The sequence below is a fragment of the Parviterribacter kavangonensis genome, assembly GCF_056863335.1.
The window spans coordinates 380379-399610 of record NZ_JBXPJA010000002.1 but is presented as its reverse complement, the minus strand read 5'-3'; the positions used below and the strand labels follow the sequence as shown (position 1 = coordinate 399610).

The 19232-nt window shown below is 72.0% G+C and carries 17 protein-coding genes; 6 read left to right on the top strand and 11 right to left on the bottom strand.

The genetic code is table 11. The features are described 5' to 3' along the window. Positions 1-37: 37 nt before the first annotated feature. From mfd to AC1UE4_RS17695, 6 genes are all read right to left on the bottom strand, one after another. The gene (gene mfd / locus AC1UE4_RS17720) at positions 38-3370 is read right to left on the bottom strand and encodes a transcription-repair coupling factor (RefSeq protein ID WP_482918633.1); all 3333 of its coding nucleotides are present in this window, start codon (positions 3368-3370) and stop codon (positions 38-40) included. Between the two features lie 64 nt (positions 3371-3434). Then, positions 3435-4043 carry an aminoacyl-tRNA hydrolase gene (pth, locus tag AC1UE4_RS17715; protein WP_482918632.1) on the bottom strand — a complete coding sequence of 203 codons (609 nt, stop codon included), beginning with the start codon at positions 4041-4043 and terminating at the stop codon, positions 3435-3437. Between the two features lie 9 nt (positions 4044-4052). Beyond that, positions 4053-4757, bottom strand: a complete 705-nt coding sequence (locus AC1UE4_RS17710; protein WP_482918631.1) for a 50S ribosomal protein L25 — start codon at positions 4755-4757, stop codon at positions 4053-4055. Positions 4758-4784: 27 nt separating this feature from the next. Beyond that, positions 4785-6707, bottom strand: coding sequence for a glycoside hydrolase family 2 protein (locus AC1UE4_RS17705; RefSeq protein ID WP_482918630.1), 1923 nt, complete (start codon positions 6705-6707; stop codon positions 4785-4787). Between the two features lie 47 nt (positions 6708-6754). Further along, positions 6755-7204, bottom strand: coding sequence for a hypothetical protein (locus tag AC1UE4_RS17700; protein WP_482918629.1), 450 nt, complete (start codon positions 7202-7204; stop codon positions 6755-6757). After that, on the bottom strand, positions 7201-7914 hold the full coding sequence (locus AC1UE4_RS17695) for a hypothetical protein (protein WP_482918628.1): 714 nt from the start codon (positions 7912-7914) through the stop codon (positions 7201-7203). Before AC1UE4_RS17695 ends, AC1UE4_RS17700 begins: the two co-directional genes overlap by 4 nt. 58 nt (positions 7915-7972) lie before the next feature. Here AC1UE4_RS17695 and AC1UE4_RS17690 point away from each other — a divergent pair, with 58 nt between their 5' ends. Then, positions 7973-8254 carry a DUF4235 domain-containing protein gene (locus AC1UE4_RS17690; protein ID WP_482918627.1) on the top strand — a complete coding sequence of 94 codons (282 nt, stop codon included), beginning with the start codon at positions 7973-7975 and terminating at the stop codon, positions 8252-8254. A gap of 181 nt (positions 8255-8435) precedes the next feature. Further along, on the top strand, positions 8436-9143 hold the full coding sequence (locus tag AC1UE4_RS17685) for a Clp protease N-terminal domain-containing protein (protein ID WP_482918626.1): 708 nt from the start codon (positions 8436-8438) through the stop codon (positions 9141-9143). Here the strand turns inward: AC1UE4_RS17685 and AC1UE4_RS17680 are convergent. After that, positions 9127-9423 (bottom strand): hypothetical protein, encoded by a 297-nt coding sequence (locus tag AC1UE4_RS17680; protein WP_482918625.1) that lies wholly within the window; start codon positions 9421-9423, stop codon positions 9127-9129. The two genes, AC1UE4_RS17685 and AC1UE4_RS17680, sit on opposite strands and share 17 nt — an antisense overlap. Further along, on the bottom strand, positions 9423-10466 hold the full coding sequence (locus tag AC1UE4_RS17675; protein WP_482918624.1) for a hypothetical protein: 1044 nt from the start codon (positions 10464-10466) through the stop codon (positions 9423-9425). Before AC1UE4_RS17675 ends, AC1UE4_RS17680 begins: the two co-directional genes overlap by 1 nt. Positions 10467-10671: 205 nt before the next feature. Here AC1UE4_RS17675 and AC1UE4_RS17670 point away from each other — a divergent pair, with 205 nt between their 5' ends. Next, positions 10672-11319: a hypothetical protein gene (locus AC1UE4_RS17670; protein ID WP_482918623.1), complete on the top strand. Its 648-nt coding sequence runs from the start codon at positions 10672-10674 to the stop codon at positions 11317-11319. 65 nt (positions 11320-11384) lie between these two features. Here AC1UE4_RS17670 and AC1UE4_RS17665 read toward each other — a convergent pair whose 3' ends face one another. Continuing rightward, positions 11385-13142, bottom strand: coding sequence for a SpaA isopeptide-forming pilin-related protein (locus tag AC1UE4_RS17665; RefSeq protein WP_482918622.1), 1758 nt, complete (start codon positions 13140-13142; stop codon positions 11385-11387). Positions 13143-13625: 483 nt separating this feature from the next. Between AC1UE4_RS17665 and AC1UE4_RS17660 the strand changes: the two genes are divergently transcribed. From AC1UE4_RS17660 to AC1UE4_RS17650, 3 genes are all read left to right on the top strand, one after another. After that, entirely contained in the window at positions 13626-15965 is a 2340-nt protein-coding gene (locus tag AC1UE4_RS17660; protein WP_482918621.1) for a serine/threonine-protein kinase, read from the top strand. A 67-nt stretch (positions 15966-16032) separates the two neighbouring features. Further along, positions 16033-16245 (top strand): dodecin family protein, encoded by a 213-nt coding sequence (locus AC1UE4_RS17655; RefSeq protein WP_482918620.1) that lies wholly within the window; start codon positions 16033-16035, stop codon positions 16243-16245. Positions 16246-16247: 2 nt separating this feature from the next. Next, a complete protein-coding gene (locus tag AC1UE4_RS17650; RefSeq protein ID WP_482918619.1) occupies positions 16248-16790 on the top strand; it encodes a cupin domain-containing protein in 543 nt (180 codons plus the stop codon). On the opposite strand, the gene AC1UE4_RS17645 is transcribed toward AC1UE4_RS17650, so the two are convergent. Together AC1UE4_RS17645 and glmU are read right to left on the bottom strand one after the other, a co-directional pair. After that, positions 16787-17764 (bottom strand): ribose-phosphate diphosphokinase, encoded by a 978-nt coding sequence (locus AC1UE4_RS17645; RefSeq protein ID WP_482919043.1) that lies wholly within the window; start codon positions 17762-17764, stop codon positions 16787-16789. The genes AC1UE4_RS17650 and AC1UE4_RS17645 overlap by 4 nt on opposite strands. Before the next feature lie 56 nt (positions 17765-17820). Then, entirely contained in the window at positions 17821-19191 is a 1371-nt protein-coding gene (gene glmU / locus AC1UE4_RS17640; protein ID WP_482918618.1) for a bifunctional UDP-N-acetylglucosamine diphosphorylase/glucosamine-1-phosphate N-acetyltransferase GlmU, read from the bottom strand. Positions 19192-19232 lie beyond the last annotated feature (41 nt).

Genomic DNA, 19232 nt, shown 5'->3' with positions numbered 1-19232 from the left:
AGCTGGATCAGGGAAGCGGGTTGGACTTAATCGAGTCTCAAGCGGCTTCGCGAGTCACCGCAAGAAGGACGTCCGCAGCACGGACGACCGCCGGGAACCGCTGCTCGGGATCATCAGGGACGCGCACCGAGACCTGCGACTTGCCCGACTCGTACAACGCCTCCGGGATCTCCTGACGGAGCTTCCGGGCGCGGTGCGAGTCTAGCTCGACAGGTGTCACCGCGAGTCGGTTCCCCTTGAACGACACCGCGCGGGCCCCCGCCTGACCCAGCTTGATGCGGGCGCGCTGGAGCGTGATGAGGTTGCTGAGCGGCTCCGGAACGGGCCCGAACCGGTCGGCCAGCTCCTCCCGCAGGCTCTCGAGCTCGGACACCTCGACGGCGGCCGCGATCCGGCGGTGGACGTCCACCTTCGCCTGCTCGTACGGCACGTAGTCGGCGGGCACGTAGGCGTCGACGTTGACGTCGAGGCGGACGGGCTCGGGCGCGTCGTCGTCGATGCCGGCCTGCGCCGCGACCGCCTCGTCGAGCATCTGCATGTAGAGCTCGAAGCCGAGCGCGGCGACGTGCCCGGACTGCTCGTCGCCGAGGAGGTTGCCCGCGCCGCGCAGCTCGAGGTCGCGCATGGCGACCTTGAAGCCGGCGCCGAGCTCCGTGTAGTCGCTGAGCGCGCTGAGGCGGTTCGCGGCCTCCGGGGTCAGCGTCGCGGCGCTGGGGTACAGGAGGTAGGCGAACGCGCGCTCGCGGCTGCGGCCGACGCGCCCGCGGATCTGGTAGAGCTGGCTGAGCCCGAAGGTGTCCGCGCGCTCGACGATGAGCGTGTTCGCCTGCGGGATGTCGATGCCCGACTCGATGATCGAGGTGGCGACGAGCACGTCGGCCTCGCCGCGCAGGAAGCGCAGCATCCGCTCCTCGAGCTGCTTCTCGTCGAGCTGGCCGTGACCGACCTCGAACGTCATGTCCGGGCACAGCGCACGCAGGCGCTCGGCCGTCTCGTCGATCGTCTCGACGCGGTTGTGGAGGAAGAACGCCTGGCCGCCGCGCGCCTTCTCGCGCTGCAGGGCCTGCTTGACGAGCTCCTCGTCGTACTCGCCGACGTAGGTCTTGATCGGGCGCCGGCCCTCGGGCGGCGTCTCGATGACGGTGATGTCGCGCAGCCCGGCCAGCGACATCTGCAGCGTGCGCGGGATCGGCGTCGCGCTCATCGCGATGACGTCGACCTTCAGCTTCAGCTGGCGCAGCAGCTCCTTCTGCTTGACCCCGAAGCGCTGCTCCTCGTCGACGATGATCAGCCCGAGGTCCTTGGCGCGGACGTCGCGGCTGAGCAGGCGGTGCGTGCCGATGAGGATGTCGACGGCGCCGGAGGCGAAGCCGGCGATCGCCTCCTTCTGCTCCTTCGCCGGGCGGAAGCGGCTGACGTGCTCGATCGTGAAGGGGTAGTCCTTGAGGCGCTCGGCGAACGTGCCGTAGTGCTGCTGGGCGAGGATCGTCGTCGGCACGAGGACCATGACCTGCTTGCCGGCGTCGGCCGCCTTGAACGCCGCGCGCAGCGCGACCTCGGTCTTGCCGTAGCCGACGTCGCCGCAGATGAGGCGGTCCATCGGCTGCTCGCCCTCCATGTCGGCCTTGACGAGCTCGATCGCCTCGCGCTGGTCGGGCGTCTCCTGGTAGGGGAACTTGCCCTCGAAGTCGACGAGCCACTCCGAGTCGGTGGGGAACGCGTGGCCGCGGCGGCGGCGGCGCTCGGCGTAGAGGTTGAGCAGCTCGCCCGCCAGCTCCTGCGCGGCGCGCCGGGCGCGCGTCTTCATCGCCTCCCAGCTCTTGCCGCCGAGCTTGGAGAGCGGCGGATGCGCGCCGCCCGCGCCGACGTAGCGGCTGATCTTCGCGAGCTGGTCGACGGGCAGGAAGACCTTGTCGGTGCCGGCGTACTCGAGGTTCAGGTAGTCGCGGGTGACGCCCGCGACGGTCTTCGTGTCGAAGCCGGCGAAGCGGGCGAGGCCGTGGTCCTCGTGGACGATGATGTCGCCGGTCCGGAGGTCGGCGAACGAGCGGAGGGTGCCCTTGCGCCGCCGTCCGGCGTCCATCCCGCCGGTCCTCTCGGCGCGGCGGCGGCGGAGCAGGCGGTGGTCCGGGAGGACGGCGAGCTTGAAGCCGGGCGCGATGAAGCCGTCGCGCAGTCGCGCGTGGACGAAGCGCAGCGGTTCGCTGGCATCCCAGGCCGCCTTGATGCGGGCGAGGTTGTAGGCGGCGCGCTCGCCCTCCGCCCTCGTCGCCCACGTGACGACGGTGCGGTACTGGGAGCGGACGAGCTTCTCGAGCTCGGTCTCCGCCTCCTTCAGCGACCGCGCGGCCGTGTCGGCCGTCTGGGCGCGGAACTCGAGCGGCTGGTTGCCGCTGATGCTGGACAGGCGGATCTTCGCCCGGTCCGTCAGCGCACCGAGGACGGTGTCGGGGTGGATGTAGAGGTCGTGGGCGTCCTGGTCGTGGAACGCCGTGCAGACGTCCTGCCAGTGGTCGCGCAGCGCGGGCTCGACGTCCTCCTCGGCGGCGATGACGATCCGCGCCGTCTGCGGGGCGAGCTCGAGGAACGCGCGGAAGCGGTCGACGGGCAGCAGCTCGGCGATGTCCGGCCGCTCGCTCTCGTCGTCGGTCGCCGCGACCTCGGCGAGCTCGCGGTGCTCGGCGGCGAGCTCCGCGGCCGGGGCGATCTCGACGACGTCGACGTCGCCGAAGCTGCGCTGCGTGAAGGTGGAGAACTCGCGCAGCGTCTCGACCTCGATGTCGAAGAGGTCGACGCGCACCGCGCGGTCCGCGGTCGCCGGGTAGAGGTCGAGGATCTCGCCGCGGATCGCGAACTGGCCGCGGTCCTCGACCTGGTCGGCGCGCTCGTAGCCCATCGAGACGAGCCGGTCCGCCGTCTCGTCGAGGTCGAGCAGGTCGCCCTTGGCGATCGTGAACCCGTGCGGGCGCAGCTCCGGATCCGGGACCTTCTCGGAGAGCGCGACGGCGGACACGACGACCACCGGCGCCTCCGCGGAGTCGTTCGGGTCGTCGAGCAGCGCGTCGATGGCGGCGACGCGCAGGCCGACGAGGTGCGGCGGCGGAGCGAGATGCGACTCGTACGTGACGCCGCGGCTCGGGTAGAAGCGCACCGGCCGCGGCGCCAGCCACGCCGTCAGGTCCGTCGCGAGATCCCGGGCCTGGCGGTCGTCGCCGGCGACGACCAGCAGCGGCCCGGCCTCCGCCTCGGCGAGCCCCGCGACGAGGAACGGCCGCAAGGCCTGACTGACGAACGCGCGCCCGCCCTCACGGTGCAGCTGCACCGCTTCCGCGTTGTCGTCGAAGTGCTGGAGGAGGGTTCTCAGGGCCATGTCAGGGCACGCACAGCGACCGGGCACGAGGCCCGGCCGAGGTCTTCACCGAGTGTAGGAGAGGTCAGGGCTCGCGGCGCCCGAGGACGATGTCCTCGGCGATGTCGCGAGCCCGCTCGACGAGCGCGCGGACTTCCTCGCGCGGCTGGCGCCACTTCCCGAGCACGTACGACGCGACGATGTCCGGATCGGTCGAGTCGGGCCGGCCGACCCCCACGCGGACGCGGACGAAGCCGGGGTCGCCGAGCTCGCGCCGCAGGGACTTCAGGCCGTTGTGACCCGCCAGCCCGCCGCCGGTCCGCGTGCGGATCTCGCCGAACGGCAGGTCGATCTCGTCGTGGATGACGAGCACGCGATCGAGGTCGACCTTGTACGCGCCGCGCGCCGGGCCGGCGGAGCGGCCCGCCTCGTTCATGAAGGTCTGCGGCAGGAGCACGGCCACGCGCGGGCCGCCGATGCCCGTGCGCCCGTCGGCCACGAGGCCGTTGAACTTCTTGCGCGCCTGCGGCATGTCCCACCGCCGCGCCAGCGCGTCGGCGACCTCGAAGCCGACGTTGTGCGGGGTGCCCGCGTACTGCGCGCCGGGGTTCCCCAGCCCGACGACGAGCCAGTCGACCGGCGCGACGATGTCCCGGCCGCCGCCGCCACGGCCGCCCGGACGGCGCAGGCGCACGGAGCGGAACTACTCCTCGGTGGTGTCGGGCTGCTCGGCGTCGCCGGAGCCGCCCTCGGCGTCGCCCTCGCCCTCGGCGGACGCCTCGGCGCCCTCCGCACCCTCGCCGACCAGCTCGGTCTCGGTCTCGGGCTCCTCCGGCTCCTCGATGACCGCGCGCGGGATGGTGATCGACGCGACGACCGTCTCGGCGTCGTCGATGATCGTCACCTTGGCGGGAGCGGTGAGGTCGGAGACGTGCACGGTGGCGCCCAGCTCGAGCGACGACGCGTCGAACTGGATCGACTCCGGCACCTCGGCCGGCAGGGCCTCGACGGTGAGCTCGCGCAGGGTCTGCTCGAGCACGCCGCCCTCGACGGTGCCGGGGGCCTCGTCGACGCCGGTGAGCTCCAGGAGCACGGGCGTCTGGATCGGCTGGTCCATGCGCACGCGCAGGAAGTCCACGTGCATCATGTCGCCGCGCACCGGATGGCGCTGGAAGTCCTTGAGGACGGCGGTCGTCTTGTTGCCGTCCAGCGACAGCTCGACCACGGCGCCGGCCGCGTTCAGAGCGTGGCGCAGCTCGCGCGAGTCGACGCTGAACGCCACCGGATCGCCGTCCCCGCCGTAGAGGACGCCGGGGACGCGGCCGTCACGCCGCAGGCGGCGGTTGGCGCGGGAGCCCTCGAGGTCGCGAGTGGCGATGGCGAGCGAAGTGGTGTCGGAGGAGGCCATGACGGCAGACGATGGTAGCGAGGGCGCTCAGTCACGCCCCGCGCCCGCGCTCGCGCGAGCCGCGCGCACAGGATCGCCCGGGTACTGGTCGAACGCCTTGAACAGCCGCTGCAGGTCGAAGAACGCCGGCTTGCGGTTGCCGTCGAAGTCCACGACGCCCTTCTGGTGGATCGGCGGCTGGGGCCGCGGGTTGCCGCCGTCCCACGACGGCCGCACGCGGAACTCCTTGAGCGCCCAGTAGACCGCGCCGCTCAGCCACGTCTTCGAGTTGATGACGCCCAGCTGGTAGTTGATGAAGTCCTGCTGGAACTCGAACGTGCCCTTCTCCTCGACGGGCCCGCGGCGATTCGCCTCCGCGCCGAACTCCGACACCACGACCGCCTTCGTCGGGTAGCACGCGCGGACCGAGTCGAGGTAGTCCGAGAGCACCGTGCGGTCGGCGATCTGGCCGTTCGGGCCGGGGTACCAGCCGAAGTAGTCGTTGATGCCGATGATGTCGAGCGGCTTGTAGCGCGCCTGGCAGCCCGCGGCGGGGTAGCCCGCGACGGCGTACGAGATGGGCCGCGTGGGATCGAGCGCGCGCGCCTGCGTCGCCGCGCGCTGGAGGTACTCGCCCTGCACCGGGCCCGGCTTCGACGAGAGCTCGTTGCCGACCGACCACGTGATGATCGACGGGTGCGACCCGTTGGTGAGGATGTTCTCGCGCAGCTCGCGGGCGCCGGTCGCGCGGACGATCTCCTTCTTCAGCTCCGGCGTCTTGAGCGCGTACATCGGGATCTCCGACCAGATGAGCAGGCCGCGCCGGTCGGCCAGCTCGTGGAAGTACGGATGGAGCGGGTAGTGCGAGCGCAGCAGCGTCGCGCCCGAGTCGATCGCGTCCTGGACGTAGCGCTCGCGGGTCGCGTTGTCGATCGCGAAGCCCATCTTGCGGTCGTCCTCGTGGAAGCCGTAGCCGCGGAACGAGATCGGCAGGCCGTTCAGCGTCAGCCGCCCGTCGACGACCTTGACCGAGCGGATGCCCGACTTGAGCCTCCAGCGGTCGACCACCCGGTCCCCCGCGCGCAGGTCGAGCGTGACGCTGTAGAGCGACGGGTGCCGCGGCGACCACAGCCGCGGCGACGAGACGCGGATGCTCGACTCGAACGTGGTCGAGCGGCGGCCTCCCACGCCGATCGAGTCGAAGCTCACCCGCTGGCCGCCGAACTTGCCGCTCAACCGCAGGCGCTGGCTCGCGCCCGAGAAGTTCTTGACGCCGACGCGGAAGCGGACCGACGCGGCGCACGTGCGGCACGCGAGGTCGGGCAGGACCTGGACGGTGGTGAAGTCGGCCGTGTCGACCTGCTTGAGGTAGACCTCGCGCAGGATCCCGCCGTAGTTCCACCAGCCGCCGGTCGGGACCGCGGTGCGCGTGAGGCCCGACGGCGGGAGGTCGAACGCCTTGCGGACGCTGTCGATCCGGATGACGAGCCGGTTCGTCCCGCCGCGGTTGAGCGCCCTCGCGGGCAGGTGCAGCTCGAACGGGAGGTAAGCGCCGCGGTGCCGGCCGACGGGCTTGCCGTTGAGCCACGCCGTCGCGCGGTAGTTGACCGACTCGAAGCGGATGACCCAGTCGAACCGGCTGCTCGACGACGGCAGCTTGAAGTCCTTGCGGTACCAGCCGACGCCGCCGGCCATCGACGCGGGCGACTCGTCGCCGGCGTTCCACGCGTTCGGCACCGTCGTGGCCGACCAGCCGTCGGTCGAGCTCTGCTTGTTCCAGCCCTGCGTGATGCCGGCCCTGTCCGGGTCGAGGCGGAACAGCCACTGCCCGTCCATGAGGTAGCGGTTCGTCGGGCCGTCGGCGTAGAGCGTCCGCTTCGACGGGACGTCGAGGCCTTGAGCGGAGGCGGACGCGGCCGGGACGAGCAGGGCGGCGAGCCCGAGCAGCAGGGGCAGGAGTGATCGGTTCATGCGGCGCACGGGGTGGGGAACACCGGGACGGGAGGAACGATGCGGCTTCAGCAGGACGCTTCACGGCCGATCGGATCGCTCAGGCGCAGCAGCGTAACGTGCGGCCCACTCAGCACCGACCCGGTACGGCGGACGAGCACGCACTGCACTGTCGTGAGCCTTCCCTCGGCCTGCCAGACGATCCGGGTCGGGCCCGTCTCCTCCCCCAGCGCGTGGCTCGTGCGGCTGTCGTAGCGGACGACCTCGACCTCGCCGTCCGCCGTCTTCAGTCGCTGCGCGAGCCCCGCGAGCCGGTCGCGGCAGGCCGCGTCGCAGCCCTCGATCTCGCGCGCCATCGCAGCCGCGTCCCCGCGCGCCTGTGCGCGCAGGAGCGCCTCCACGCGGGCGCGCTCGCCGTTGTCGACGGCCAGCCAGCGGGTGACGAAGAACACGGCGACGCAGAAGACGAGGACGCCGCCGGCGATCGCCAGGCGGCGCACGAGACGGCGTCGCGTCACGCCTCGTCGCCCTCGCCGCTGAGCTCGAGGAACCGCTCGACCGAGGCCTCCTGGTGGTCGAGCCGCTCGGCCAGCTGGCGCGCGTGCTCGGCCGCGACCGCGAGGAAGTCGTCGAGGCACGCCTCGGGGTCGTCGGCGAGCGGGTAGATCCGCGTGACGTCCTGCTGCGCGCAGGCGATGCCGAGCGGCGGGCGCCCCTCCGCGAGCGTCCGCGCGCTGCAGACCGGCGCGACGACCACCCCGCGCTCGGGCGCGACGAGCGCGACCGGGATGAGCCGGTGCGCCGGCAGCTCGACCGGCAGCGTGATCGAGCGGTCGACCTGCACCGGCGACTCGGCGACGTCCGCGAGCGGCTCGCTCCACACCGCAAGCACTGTGTCAGCCGCGGTGATGCTGTCGCGCAGCGAGCGGGCCTGCGCGGCGTAGAGCGCCTCGGCCTCCGTGCGGTCGCCCGCGTCGCCGAGGTCGAGGTCGCACGGGACGCGCAGCAGGTCGCCCGCGCCGACGGTCGCGCCCGCGCCCAGGCCGCCGTGCGCGACGTACGTCTGGATCGTCCCGAGATCGCGGCGGCCGTGGAAGATGATCGTCAGGGCTTGGCAGGTGGACAGCGGCTCGACCCGCAGCGCGACCGAGGCGGCTGCCTCGGCGTCCAGCAGCGCGCGGCGCAGGAGCTCCTCGGACTCGTGCCGGGTGTCGTCTTGACCACCCATGTCGTACGAGCAGTATCGACCATGCATCGGTCGACTTGTGGCGGGTACTGTCCCCAACGTGATCCTCAGGCTGATCTACCGCCCGTTCGGCATCGTCCTCGGCCTCGCGGCGGGCTTCCTGTCCAAGAGCGTCTTCAACTGGGTGTGGAGCAAGTTCGACGACGAGGAGGCCCCGAAGGCCACGCAGGACGAGACGACGTGGGCGAAGGTGCTGAGCGCCGCGGCCGTCCAGGGGATCGTCTTCCAGACCGTCCGCGCGGCGGTCAACCGCAGCGGCGCCGAGGGGTTCCGCTGGCTCACCGGCGTGTGGCCGGGCGAGCGCCGCCCCGAGCCGAAGTGACGCTCGCCGGGGCGCTTGCAGCCCCGGTCAACCTGTGTTCATGGGCGATCCGCACCTTGTTTTGGTGCATCGACCCTGAACGAACGCCAACGCGCCGTCTCGACGGTTCTTCTAGGCCGTTCGTGCGTTTTCTCGCGTCAACTCTCCAACCCGTGACGTCAGCGGGCGTTGACCCCCGCAGATGACTGGTTCCGAGCCGAGTGAGCTCCTCTCCACCGCCGCCCGCCTGGAGGATCCGGGCGAGGCCCTCGGCGCGGTCTGCGACCTGCGCCGCCACCTGGACCGCCTCCAGGCGGTCCACGTCGAGAACGCGTTGCGCGCAGGCTGGTCCTGGAGCCAGGTCGCGCAGGCGCTCGGGGTGACGCGGCAGGCCGCGCACCGCCGCTACGCCCGTCTCGTCCGCGAGCAGCTGGACGAGGCGCGCGACACCTCCACCTCCGCTGCGTCCGGCGAGTTCGTCCTCACGGGCGCCGCGCGGCTCGCCGTGCACCTCGGCCGTCAGGAGGCGGGCGCGATGCGCGCGCTGAACCTGGGCACCGAGCACGTGCTCCTCGGCCTGCTGCGCACCGAGGTCGGCGCCGCGAGCCGCGCGCTGCGCACCGCCGGCGTCGAGCTCAACGCCGCGCGCGACGCGGTCCGCGAGCTGGCCGAGGTGACCGACGCGCCGCTGTCGATCACGGGCGAGCTCGACCCGACCCCGAACTGCCGCGCCGCCTTCGAGCGCGCGCTGCACGAGGCGATCTCCGCCGGCTCGGATCGCCTGCGGCCCGAGCACCTGCTGCTCGCGCTGCTCGCCGACCCCGGCTCCGGCGCCGTGCGCACGCTGACGCACCTCGGCATCGAGGCGCCGACCGTCATCGACAACATCCGGGTCAGCGTCCCCGGATGATCAGCCCGCGCTCGTCGAGATCGGCGAGCGCGACCTCGAACGCGGCGAAGTCCCGCCGCAGCAGCAGGTCGATCGGGCGGCCGTGACGGCCGGCGGCGCGCAGCCAGCGCCGCAGCAGCGCGGGGTCGTGCTCGGCGGTGAGGCCGAGCAGGATCCCGATCTCCGGCCGGTGCGCCAGCTCGTCGGTGATGATCGTCAGCGGGTCCTCGTCGAGGACCGCGCACAGCTCCTCGTCGGTCAGGCCCAGGCGCGTCATGAGCGCGACGGCCGCGGACTCCATCAGCCCTCCGGGGCGGCCCCGTCGCGGTCGCCGTCGCCGAGCAGCTCCTCCGCGGTCGCGAGGTACTGCTCGGCGCGGGACGTCATGCGGACCAGGCCGTAGGCGTTCAGCACCGCGCGCTTGCGGTCCGGGACGTCGCCGAGGCGGCGCATGAGCTCGGCGATCTCGTCGAGCGGCACCTCGATCAGCTCACGCGGGCCGAGCTGCCGCACGACGACGGGCGGCGAGTCGGGCGTGCGGACGACGTCGTCGCGCTGCCACGGGATCTCGTCCTCGCGGGTCAGCGCGACCTTGCCCTCGCGCGCGAGGTGGTAGACGGAGTTCGACAGCGGCGCGCGCGCGACGCTCGTCAGCTTCTTGCCGCCCGATGCCCTGTTGTAGATCGCGTAGGCGCGGCTCGCGAGCATCGGGCCCTCGGTGGCGATGATCTCGGCGAGCGCCTCCATGATCCGCGGGCGCGGCGCGCTGCGGGGATCGCCGGGCACGTCGCCCTCCCACTCGTGGTACGGGTCGAGCGCGACCTGCACCGGCGCCGCCCGGCGCGTCGCGGGCGCCGTCGCGTACCAGTCGTCGACCGGCCAGTCCGGCCGCTCCCCCGCGCTCAGCGTGAGCACCGGCACCTCGGTCACCTGGTAGAGCAGCACGCGCTCGTCGAGGAGCACCCGGCCGGGCGGATCCGGCCAGCCGGTGACGATCGTCGCCGCGACCGCAAGCCCGGCGCCGAGCGCGCCCTCGACCGCCAGCCGCGCACGCCCCGTGAGGCCGGGCGCCGCCGGCTCGGTGAGCAGGACCGGCGCGCCGAGCTGCAGCGCGAGGTCGCGGATCGAGAACCGCGGCGTCAGCGGCGAGACGAGCGAACCGCGCAGCGCGACGACGTCGTGGTCGCGCGTGTCGCGCAGCAGCTGCTCCGGCTCGAAGGCGTGCCCGCGGTGGCGCGCGGCCAGCTCGGGCGTCGCGTCACCCTCGTCCAGCAGGTAGGCGTTCCGGTCGATCGCCGCAGCGACTTCCGGCGCGTCGGAGCCGATGACGACGAGTCGCGTCACGCCGCGCACGGTACCGATCCGGAGGTCCGTCCAGCGTCGCCGAACTTCGTGTTTATCCGCACGCCTTCCTGTCGATAACAGGGGACGCAAGTACCCGACACCGACTGAACTGGGTACCCGGCGGAGGGGATACCGCGGGGCTGGCAGGGGGCCAGGAACGTACCGGTTGTCGGCCGTCCACCCGTCACCCAAGGGGTACTCACGCATGTCACGGACGCCCGCGTCCGCGACGCGGCCTGCCTGCCGCGTCGCCGTCCTCGCGCTGCTCATCTTCGCTGCGTTCGCGCAGCTCGGCCCGGCGTCCGCGCTGGCAGGCCGCAAGCAGGCGGCGGGCGCATCGTCACCGCTCAGCCTGATGCGCGAATCGACGTGGAACTCGCCGAACCCGAACGCACCCGGTTGGTGCCTCAACGAGGACGACTGGCACCAGCGGACGTGGAGCGGCGCGCTGTCCGGCTCGCTGACCGCGAGCGAGCGCCTGTGCGACGGCAACGTCGACTACAGCGGCGGCATCTGGTGGGACGGCGGCGGCGTCGGCGTGCAGGCCGACCTCTACGTCACCGGCACGCTCGAGAGCTTCGTCCTGAAGGCCCCGACGGGCGAGACGCGCAGCGGCGTGCTCGTCGGCTCCTCCACGAGCAAGGGCAGTCGCACCGACCACTACCAGGTGTGCTTCGTCCCGGCGTTCTCGATCAGCTCGAACGTCGGCGGGCATGCGATCCCGGGCGGCATGTACGACTTCACGGTCTCCGGCTCGCTGAAGAGCGTCAACTACGTGGTGACCGCGGAGATGGCCGACGCGCCGTTCCAGCAGCAGCGCTGCCCGGCCGAGCAGCAGAACCTCGTCCCGTAGCGGCACGAACGTGGAGAGGGCGGCCGAAGCCGCCCTCTCTTCATGCCGTCACGTCAACGAGGACCTCACGGGTCGACGTCGATCGTGCAGGTGTAGACCCCCGGCGTCAGCGTGCTCGTGCCGTTGCCGAACGTCTCGTCGGTGTCGTCGTACTTCGACGGCGACGCATCCGGGTCACCGTTCTCCGTCACCGCAGGCACCGTGTTCCCGCCCTTGGTGCACGAGATCTGGGACTTGGTCACGTCGCCGTTGGTGTCCTGCGCGAGCGAGAAGAACTTGATCTGGATCTTCGAGAGCGGCGTGTCGACGAAGCTGTTCGCCGGCGTGGTCGCCCCAGTCGTGCAGTTGCCGTTGGTGTTCACCACCACCGATTGCGACGCAGCGTCCTTCGCGTAGCCGCTCGGCGCCGAGCTCTCCGCGACCGTGTACGTGTCGAACGGGAGGTTCGCCACGCACGCCGTGCCGTTGGAGTTGGTCGGCCCGATGTTGTAGACGGTGGTCCCGTCGCTCGCGGTAGCGGTGAAGCTGGCTCCGGCGAGCGGAGCGTTGCCCTTCGCCGACACCTTCGTCACGCTGATGGCTCCCAGCTGCTGCTGGTTCGTGTACACGCAGACGACGCTGTCGTTCTGGGCGAGCGTCACCGTCAACGCCTTCCCGGTCGAGCTGAAGTTGGTCGTCCCGGTGCACGTCACCGAGCTGAACCCGAACCCGGTCGGGTCCGCGCCCTCCGTGACGTGGTAGGTGCCCGGGAGGACCTCGGTCTCCGTGATCGTGTTGCCCGTGCTGTTGTTGGCGGTCGTCGTCGACCCCTGCGCCTTGCCGGTGTTGCCCGTGTCGTTGAGGCAGAACGCGCCGGTCGCGGACACGCCGGACGCGCCGCCCGTCGTGCACGCCACGCCGCCGGCCGCCGAGTTCGCCGGCAGGTCGGAGGTGAACGAGAACTTCTGGTCGAGGCCGCGCGGGTTGGTCTGCTTGATGATCTTGATCTGCGCGCAGTTGGAGATCGTGCGGTTCTCGATCGAGATGTCCTTCGTCGTCGACACGAAGCTGCTGCCGGACGCCCGCGACTCCCACACGGTCTGCGGGAACGCCTTGCAGGTGTTCGCCGGGATGACGCCCGCACCGACGAGATCAACGGCGAACTCAGCGAACTGGCCGGCCTGCAGGGCCGCGTTCGTGATCGGGTTGTTGGCCGCCGTGATCGCGGCCGTGCTCGCCTTGCCCTCGAACGTCGTCGCCGACGGATCGAGCACGTTCGCGCCCCAGCACGGCGGGACGTCGTTGCCGACGAAGCACGTCGCGTTGTTGGGGTCGAAGTCCGGGCTGGCGGGGTTGCTCGTGACGATCCACGTGAGCACGTGCAGGTCCAGCGTCGTGCCGCCGTTGAGGTAGTCGAAGGAGAGCAGCTTGTCGCCCTTGGTCCGCGCCAGGAGGGTGGAGCCGGCGCAGGTGCCGTTCTTGCCCTGCTTGAGCTCGACGTTCTCGCTCGCGTTGCCGTTCGGGGCGACGCGGATCGTCGCGCCGTAGAGGTACGTCCGCAGCGACGCGCTCGTCTCGCTGTAGGAGGCGACGGCGCTGAAGTCGTCCTTCGGCGGGTTGCTGTGCGGCTCGACGCCCGGACACACGGAGTCCTGCTTCTGGCCCGGTGTGAACGAGTCGTCCTGACCGTTCGTCAGATCAGTGACCTTGTCGAAGGCGACCGTGCTCCAGTCGCCGTTGCCGGTCGTGTCGACGATCATGTTGCCGTCGTCTCCCTCGAACTTCGAGGGGCTGCCCGTGAGGACGCCGAAGGCGGAAGGGATGACGACCGCGATCGCGATCACGGCCAGGCCTGCTGAAAGCAGCAAGCGTCGATGGCCCGCCCAGCGGGCCCAGAGAGAACGCACGATGTCTCCTCCTCGAGGAGTCAGCCGGCGAAGGAGCAGATGGCCTTGCGCACGAACGTTCCGGGTGAACGCGCCGCGATCGGACCTTCCGGCGGTGAATTGGGTCCACCAGCTCAGGTGGATGTACTTCGCTGGGAACCGACCCTACGCCGGTCCGAACCTGCGAGTCAACGCTGTCGAAGCGCCCTCTATCGAACATGCGTCCAGGCGGGGGAGGAATGTGCTAGGCGCTTGTGTAGGCCACTGGGAAGTCAAGTACCAGACGGCGCCAAGTCCCGCCGTTCCGTGGTGAAGTTCCTGCTCAGGGCACGGTTAGGAAGACCAACACCGGCCGACGTGCGAGTCGTGGGGATCGAGGTCCGGTAGCGTCCCGTCGCGAGGAGCGGGATGCGCAGGCACGGACGACGGTGGCTCGTTTCGATGGTCGTCGCGACGGCGGTGGTCGCGGCGCCCGCGACGGCGCTCGAGGACGGCACCGACCGGCAGCTTTCGACGACCGGGACGCTCGCCGAGACGTCGAAGCTCGCGACCGACCCCGACGTCGCGGTCAACACGCGCACGGGCGAGTCGCTCGTCGTGTTCGCGGCGAACCCGAACGCCTCCGGCGGCTCGATCTCGTACGGCGTCTACGGCCAGCGCCTGGACGCCGCCGGCCAGCCGGTCGGCCCGCGGCTGAACCTCGCGGGCGTGGGCGAGGACACCGACCCGCTGCTCGTCTTCCCCGAGCCGTCGGTCGCGTACAGCGAGGCGAGCGACCGCTGGCTCGTCGTGTTCTCGATCGACGACCAGACGCTCGGGCATCCGAACGACAAGTTCGAGGTGTGGGCGCGGAAGGTGACGGGCGCGGGTGCGGTCGAGGGCGGGCTCATCCAGGTCAGCGAGACGGGCAGCCCGACGGCCGCCGCGGACGACGCCGAGAGCCCGTCGGTCGCGTGGAACCCGGACCGCGACGAGTTCCTCGTCGCGTGGTCGACGGACGTGGCGAGCGCCGAGGACGACACGATCCAGGTGCAGCGCGTGAGCGGGACCGGGACCGTGCTCGGTTCCGACGCCGTCATCTCGGCCACGGCGGCGCAGGACGGCGCGGAGGCGTACACGCAGCGCCCCGCGGTCGCGTACGACGCGGCGTCCGGCCGCTACCTCGTCGTCTGGTACGCGGAGCCGACCCCCGACGACGCGTTCCAGTCGCAGGAGCTCTTCGGCCAGCTGCTCGACGGCCGCAGCGCGCCGATCACGCCGGTCGGGCCCGACGACTTCCGCGTCAGCTTCACCGGCGCCGAGGGCGACGAGGGGGCGAACGCCGGTGGCACGTGGACGGCCGGCGGGACGAACCCGTCGCCGGACGTCGCGTGGGACGCCGCGGCGAGCCGGTTCCTCGTGGCGTACCAGGGCGACCCGGCGACCGGCGGGCTCGCCGACAACGAGTTCGAGGCGTTCGTCCAGCGCGTCACCGCGGCGGGCGCGCGCGACGGCGATGCGGTGCGCGCGAGCGAGACCGGCCCCAACGGGACCGCGGGCAGCAACGCGTCGGCGCCGGCGATCGCCGCCGATCCTGTCGCGCGCGAGGCGGTCGTCGTGTGGGGCGCCGACCCCGAGACCGGCGGGTTGGCGGTGAACGAGCAGGAGATTCTCGGGCAGCGGCTGATCGGCGGCGCGCCCGCGGGCGCGGACTTCCGCATCGGGCAGACCGGTCCCGACGGCGAGGACGTCACCGACGCCGGGCGGCCGGCGATCGCGGGCCTCGGCGCTCGCTTCCAGGTCGTGTGGGACGCGAAGCCGGGCGGTTTCAAGAACGAGATCCACGGCGACCTGCTGCACGTCCCGGTGCTGTCGGTCGGCGACGCGGTGGCGAACGAGGCCGACGGCGTCGCGCGCGTCCCCGTTGCAGTCGCGCACGTCGATGGTGCCGGGGTGCCGGTCACCGCGGCGGTGTCGGTCGACGATCCGGGCGGCGACGTGACGGGCGCGCCGGCGACCGTCACCGTGCCGGCGGGGGCGGCGGGAACGACGCTGGAGCTGCCGCTCGTGCACGACGCGGTGGTCGAGCCGGACGAGCGGATCGGCGTGACGCTCGCCGCGCCGTCGGGCGCGGTGCTGGGCACGTCCTCGGCGGCGATCGCGCTGGCCGACGACGACCGGGCCGGCGCCGGGCCGGCGCCGGGCACGCCGCCGGCGGGGACGCCAGGTGCCACGGCGCGCGTGCCCGCGGCGCTGCAGGTGCGGCGGGTCCGGATCCGGCGCGGGCGGCTCGAGGTGGCGGGATCGCTGGTCGCGCGCGCGACGGGATCGGTCCGCATCGCGCTGCGCGCGGGCGGGCGGACGACGCGGTTCTCCGTGCGGCCGCGAGCGGGCCGGTTCTCCGCCTCCCGTGCGCTCCCCGCCGTGCAGCGGCGGCGGCGCACCGGGACGGTGACGCTCTCGTACACGGGTGACGCGGGCGTCCGGCCGGCGAGCGCGCGGCTGGTGGCGGCGACGCGAGCGCCCGCGCTGCGGGTGACGCGGTCGGTCCGGTCGGGCGGCGTGCTGCGCGTCGCGGGGACGATCGCGCGCCGGGCGCGGGGCGTCGTCGTCGTGCGGTTCACGGTCGGCGACCGCGTGTTCACCGCCCGCGCCCGCATCACCGTGCCGCGCCGCGCGGCACGCAACCGCTGGTCGGCGCGGCTTGCGACCGTGCCGGCGGCGGGGCAGCTCGACGTGCTCCACGCGGGCAGCACGCGGCGCGGCGTCGCGGGACAGCTGCTGTCGCGTCCGGTTGCCTGAAGCCCTTCCGAGTGGAGCAAGGACGTGAGAACGTTCGCTCTCGTCCATCTCGTACGAAGGAGGCCCCATGGCCGACAGCGTCTATCGCGTCACGCAGGTGATCGGTACGAGCAGCGAGTCCTGGGAGGCGGCGGCCCGCAACGCGGTTCAGACCGCGGCCAGCTCGGTGCGTGACCTGCGCATCGCGGAGGTCGTCCGCGAGGACGTGACGATCGAGGACGGGCAGATCACGAACTTCCGCGTGCGGCTGGACCTCTCGTTCAAGTACGAGACGAGCTGATCGTGGACGCACCGCAGCGGGTCCGGCGCGTGGTCACCGGCCACGACGCGACGGGTCGCTCTGTCTTCGCCGCCGACGACGAGGTCGCGCCGGACACGCTGCGGGCGCTGCCCGGCTGGGAGTTCTTCCAGCTGTGGGGCGCGGACGTACCGCCCACGTTGCCCGACGACGGCGCGCAGCCCGCGTGGTCGTCGTACTTCCCACCCGTCGGCGGGCTGCGGTTCAGCTTCTCGACGATCCCGCCGGAGGGCGCCGAGCCGCCCGCGGACCTCGATCCCGCCGAGGGCGAGGCGGAGATCGAGCGGGTGCTGCCGGAGATGCTCGCGCACATGGAGGCCGACGAGCCGGGCATGCACACGACCGACACGGTCGACCTCGAGATCGTGTTGCGCGGCGAGCTCGTGCTGGAGCTCGACGACGGCGCCGAGAGGCGCCTGGGTCCCGGCGACGTCGTGGTGCAGAACGGGACGCGGCACCGCTGGCGCAACCCGGGCTCCGAGCCCGCGCTGCTCGCGGTGTGGATGCTGGGCGTCGCCCGGCGCTAGAAGAGCTGGTTCTCGCCGCCGAAGACCTCGCTCACCGAGTCGTCGGTGAAGATCCGGCGGATCGAGTCGGTGAGGAGGTCCGCGCACGACAGCACGCGGATGTTGGACGGCGCACCCTCGCGCAGCGGGATCGTGTCGGTGACGACGATCTCCTCGAACGGCACCTTGGCGAGGTTCTCGAACGCGCGGCCGCTGAGCACGGGGTGCGTGGCGGCGGCGTAGACGCTGCGCGCGCCGGAGTCGAGGACGGTCTCGGCCGCGGCGGTCAGCGTTCCCGCCGTGTCGATCATGTCGTCGAGCAGCAGCGCCGTCTTGTCCTTGACGTCGCCGATGATGTAGCCGATCTCGGCGACCTGGTGGGCCGGGCGCTCCTTCGTGAGGATCGCGAGGTCCGCGCCGAGCTTCTCGCGGAACTTCTCGGCGAGCTTCGCGCGGCCGACGTCCGGCGCGACCACGACGAGGTCCGGCAGGTTCAGGTCGCGGAAGTAGTCGCTCAGCATCCGCAGCGCGGTCATGTGGTCGACCGGGACCTGGAAGAAGCCCTGCAGCTGGCCGGCGTGGAGGTCCATCGTGAGGACGCGGTCGCAGCCCACGGCCTCGAGCATGCGGGCGACGGCGCGGGAGCTGATCGGCTCGCGCCCCGTGGACTTCTTGTCCTGACGCGAGTAGCCGTACCACGGGGTGACGGCGATGACGCGGTGCGCGGAGGCGCCGACGGCCGCGTCGATCATGAGCATGAGCTCCATGAGCGAGTCGTTCGCGGAGACGCCCGTGTGCGGGTTGCCGCACGTCGGCTGCACGATGAAGACGTCCGCGCCGCGGATCGACTCGTCGAACCGGCAGTAGACCTCGCCGTTCGAGAAGGTCTTCAGCGTGACGGGGCCGGGGGCGATGCCGAGCTTGTCGGCGATCTTCGCGGCCAGCTCGGGGTGTGCGCGACCCCCGAACAGCATCAGCCGCTTGTCGTACTGGATGTCCAGGCTTGTCGCGGCCCGGGCGTCGGCGTCGACGGCGCTCACGTCCGGTCACTCTAGCCCGTCCGCCGGGCGTATCCCTCGACGTTGCGCTGGCGCGCCCGGGCAACCCCCAACGCGTCCTCCGGGACGTCGTCCGTGATGACCGATCCGGCGGCGATCACGGCGTTGTCGCCGACCGTCACGGGTGCCACGAACGTCGTGTCGACGCCCGTCTTGACGCCCTCGCCGATCGTCGTCCGGTGCTTGTTGCGGCCGTCGTAGTTGGCGGTCACGTTCGCCGCCGCGATGTTCGTGTTCGCGCCGACGTCGGCGTCGCCGAGGTAGCTCAGGTGCGGCACCTTCGTGCCCTCGCCGATGTCGGAGTTCTTCATCTCCACGAAGGTCCCGGCGCGGGCGTTCTCGCGCATGACCGTGTTCCCCCGGAGGTGCACGTACGGGCCGACGCGGACGCCGTCGTGGAGCGTGGAGTCGATGAGGTAGGCGTGGAACACGGTCACGCCGTCGCCGAGCGTCGTGTCGGTCAGCGTCGCGTGCGGGCCGATGCGGCAGTCCTCGCCGGCGTGGGTGATGCCCTTGAGGATCGTGAACGGCTCGACCGTCGTGTCGCGGCCGAGGACGACGTCGGCGTCGATCTGGACGCTCGCCGGGTCGACGATGGTCACGCCCGCGCGCTGGTGGTCGTCGACGATGCGGCGCTGGGCGAGCCGGCGGACGTCCGCGAGGTCGACGCGGTCGTTGATGCCGAGCGTCAGGTTCGGGTCGTCGACGACGTGCGCCGCCGTGCGGTGGCCTTGGTCGCGCAGGACCTGGAGCGCGTCGGGGAGGTAGTACTCGCCCTGGGCGTTGTCGTTGCGGATCTGCTTGAGGGCCTCGAGCAGCAGGCCGCCCGTGAACGCGTAGACGCCGGTGTTGACCTCGCGGATCGCGAGCTCCTCGTCGGTCGCGTCGCCGGGCTTCTTCGTCTCGACGACCTTCACGACGTCCTGCGTGGCGTGGTCGCGGACGACGCGCCCGTAGCCCGACGGGTCGTCGAGCACCATCGTCGCCATGGTCGCCGCCGCGCCGCTCGCCCGGTGAGCCTCCGCCAGCCGGCGGATCGCGTCGGCGGTGATGAGCGGCACGTCCCCGCTGAGCACGACCACGGTGTCGTCCTCGCCGATGTGCTCGGCGGCGCTGCGCACCGCGTCGCCGGTGCCCTTCGCCTCGTGCTGCACGGCGATCACGACGTCCTCCGGCAGATGCCCCTCCACGGCCCGGTCCGGGCCGCCCACCACGACCACCGTGTCGGCCCCGGCAGCCTTCGCCGCCTCCACGGGCCACCGCACGAGCGGCCAGCCGCACAGGTCATGGAGCACCTTCGGCGTCTTCGACCGCATCCGGGTGCCCTGCCCGGCGGCCATGATCACGGCGGTGAGGCGAGGCATGGCCCGTGATCGTAGGACGACGCCCGGCCCGCCCTAGTCTT

Bases quoted from the DNA above. Each gene is read 5' to 3' on its own strand.
- AC1UE4_RS17680 (WP_482918625.1), bottom strand. From the start codon at position 9,423: ATGGAGTCCGCGGCCGTCGCGCTCATGACGCGCCTGGGCCTGACCGAC.
- AC1UE4_RS17685 (WP_482918626.1), top strand. From the start codon at position 8,436: ATGACTGGTTCCGAGCCGAGTGAGCTCCTCTCCACCGCCGCCCGCCTG.
- AC1UE4_RS17670 (WP_482918623.1), top strand. From the start codon at position 10,672: ATGTCACGGACGCCCGCGTCCGCGACGCGGCCTGCCTGCCGCGTCGCC.
- AC1UE4_RS17655 (WP_482918620.1), top strand. From the start codon at position 16,033: ATGGCCGACAGCGTCTATCGCGTCACGCAGGTGATCGGTACGAGCAGC.
- mfd (WP_482918633.1), bottom strand. From the start codon at position 3,370: ATGGCCCTGAGAACCCTCCTCCAGCACTTCGACGACAACGCGGAAGCG.
- AC1UE4_RS17695 (WP_482918628.1), bottom strand. From the start codon at position 7,914: ATGGGTGGTCAAGACGACACCCGGCACGAGTCCGAGGAGCTCCTGCGC.
- AC1UE4_RS17705 (WP_482918630.1), bottom strand. From the start codon at position 6,707: ATGAACCGATCACTCCTGCCCCTGCTGCTCGGGCTCGCCGCCCTGCTC.
- AC1UE4_RS17660 (WP_482918621.1), top strand. From the start codon at position 13,626: ATGGTCGTCGCGACGGCGGTGGTCGCGGCGCCCGCGACGGCGCTCGAG.
- glmU (WP_482918618.1), bottom strand. From the start codon at position 19,191: ATGCCTCGCCTCACCGCCGTGATCATGGCCGCCGGGCAGGGCACCCGG.
- AC1UE4_RS17710 (WP_482918631.1), bottom strand. From the start codon at position 4,757: ATGGCCTCCTCCGACACCACTTCGCTCGCCATCGCCACTCGCGACCTC.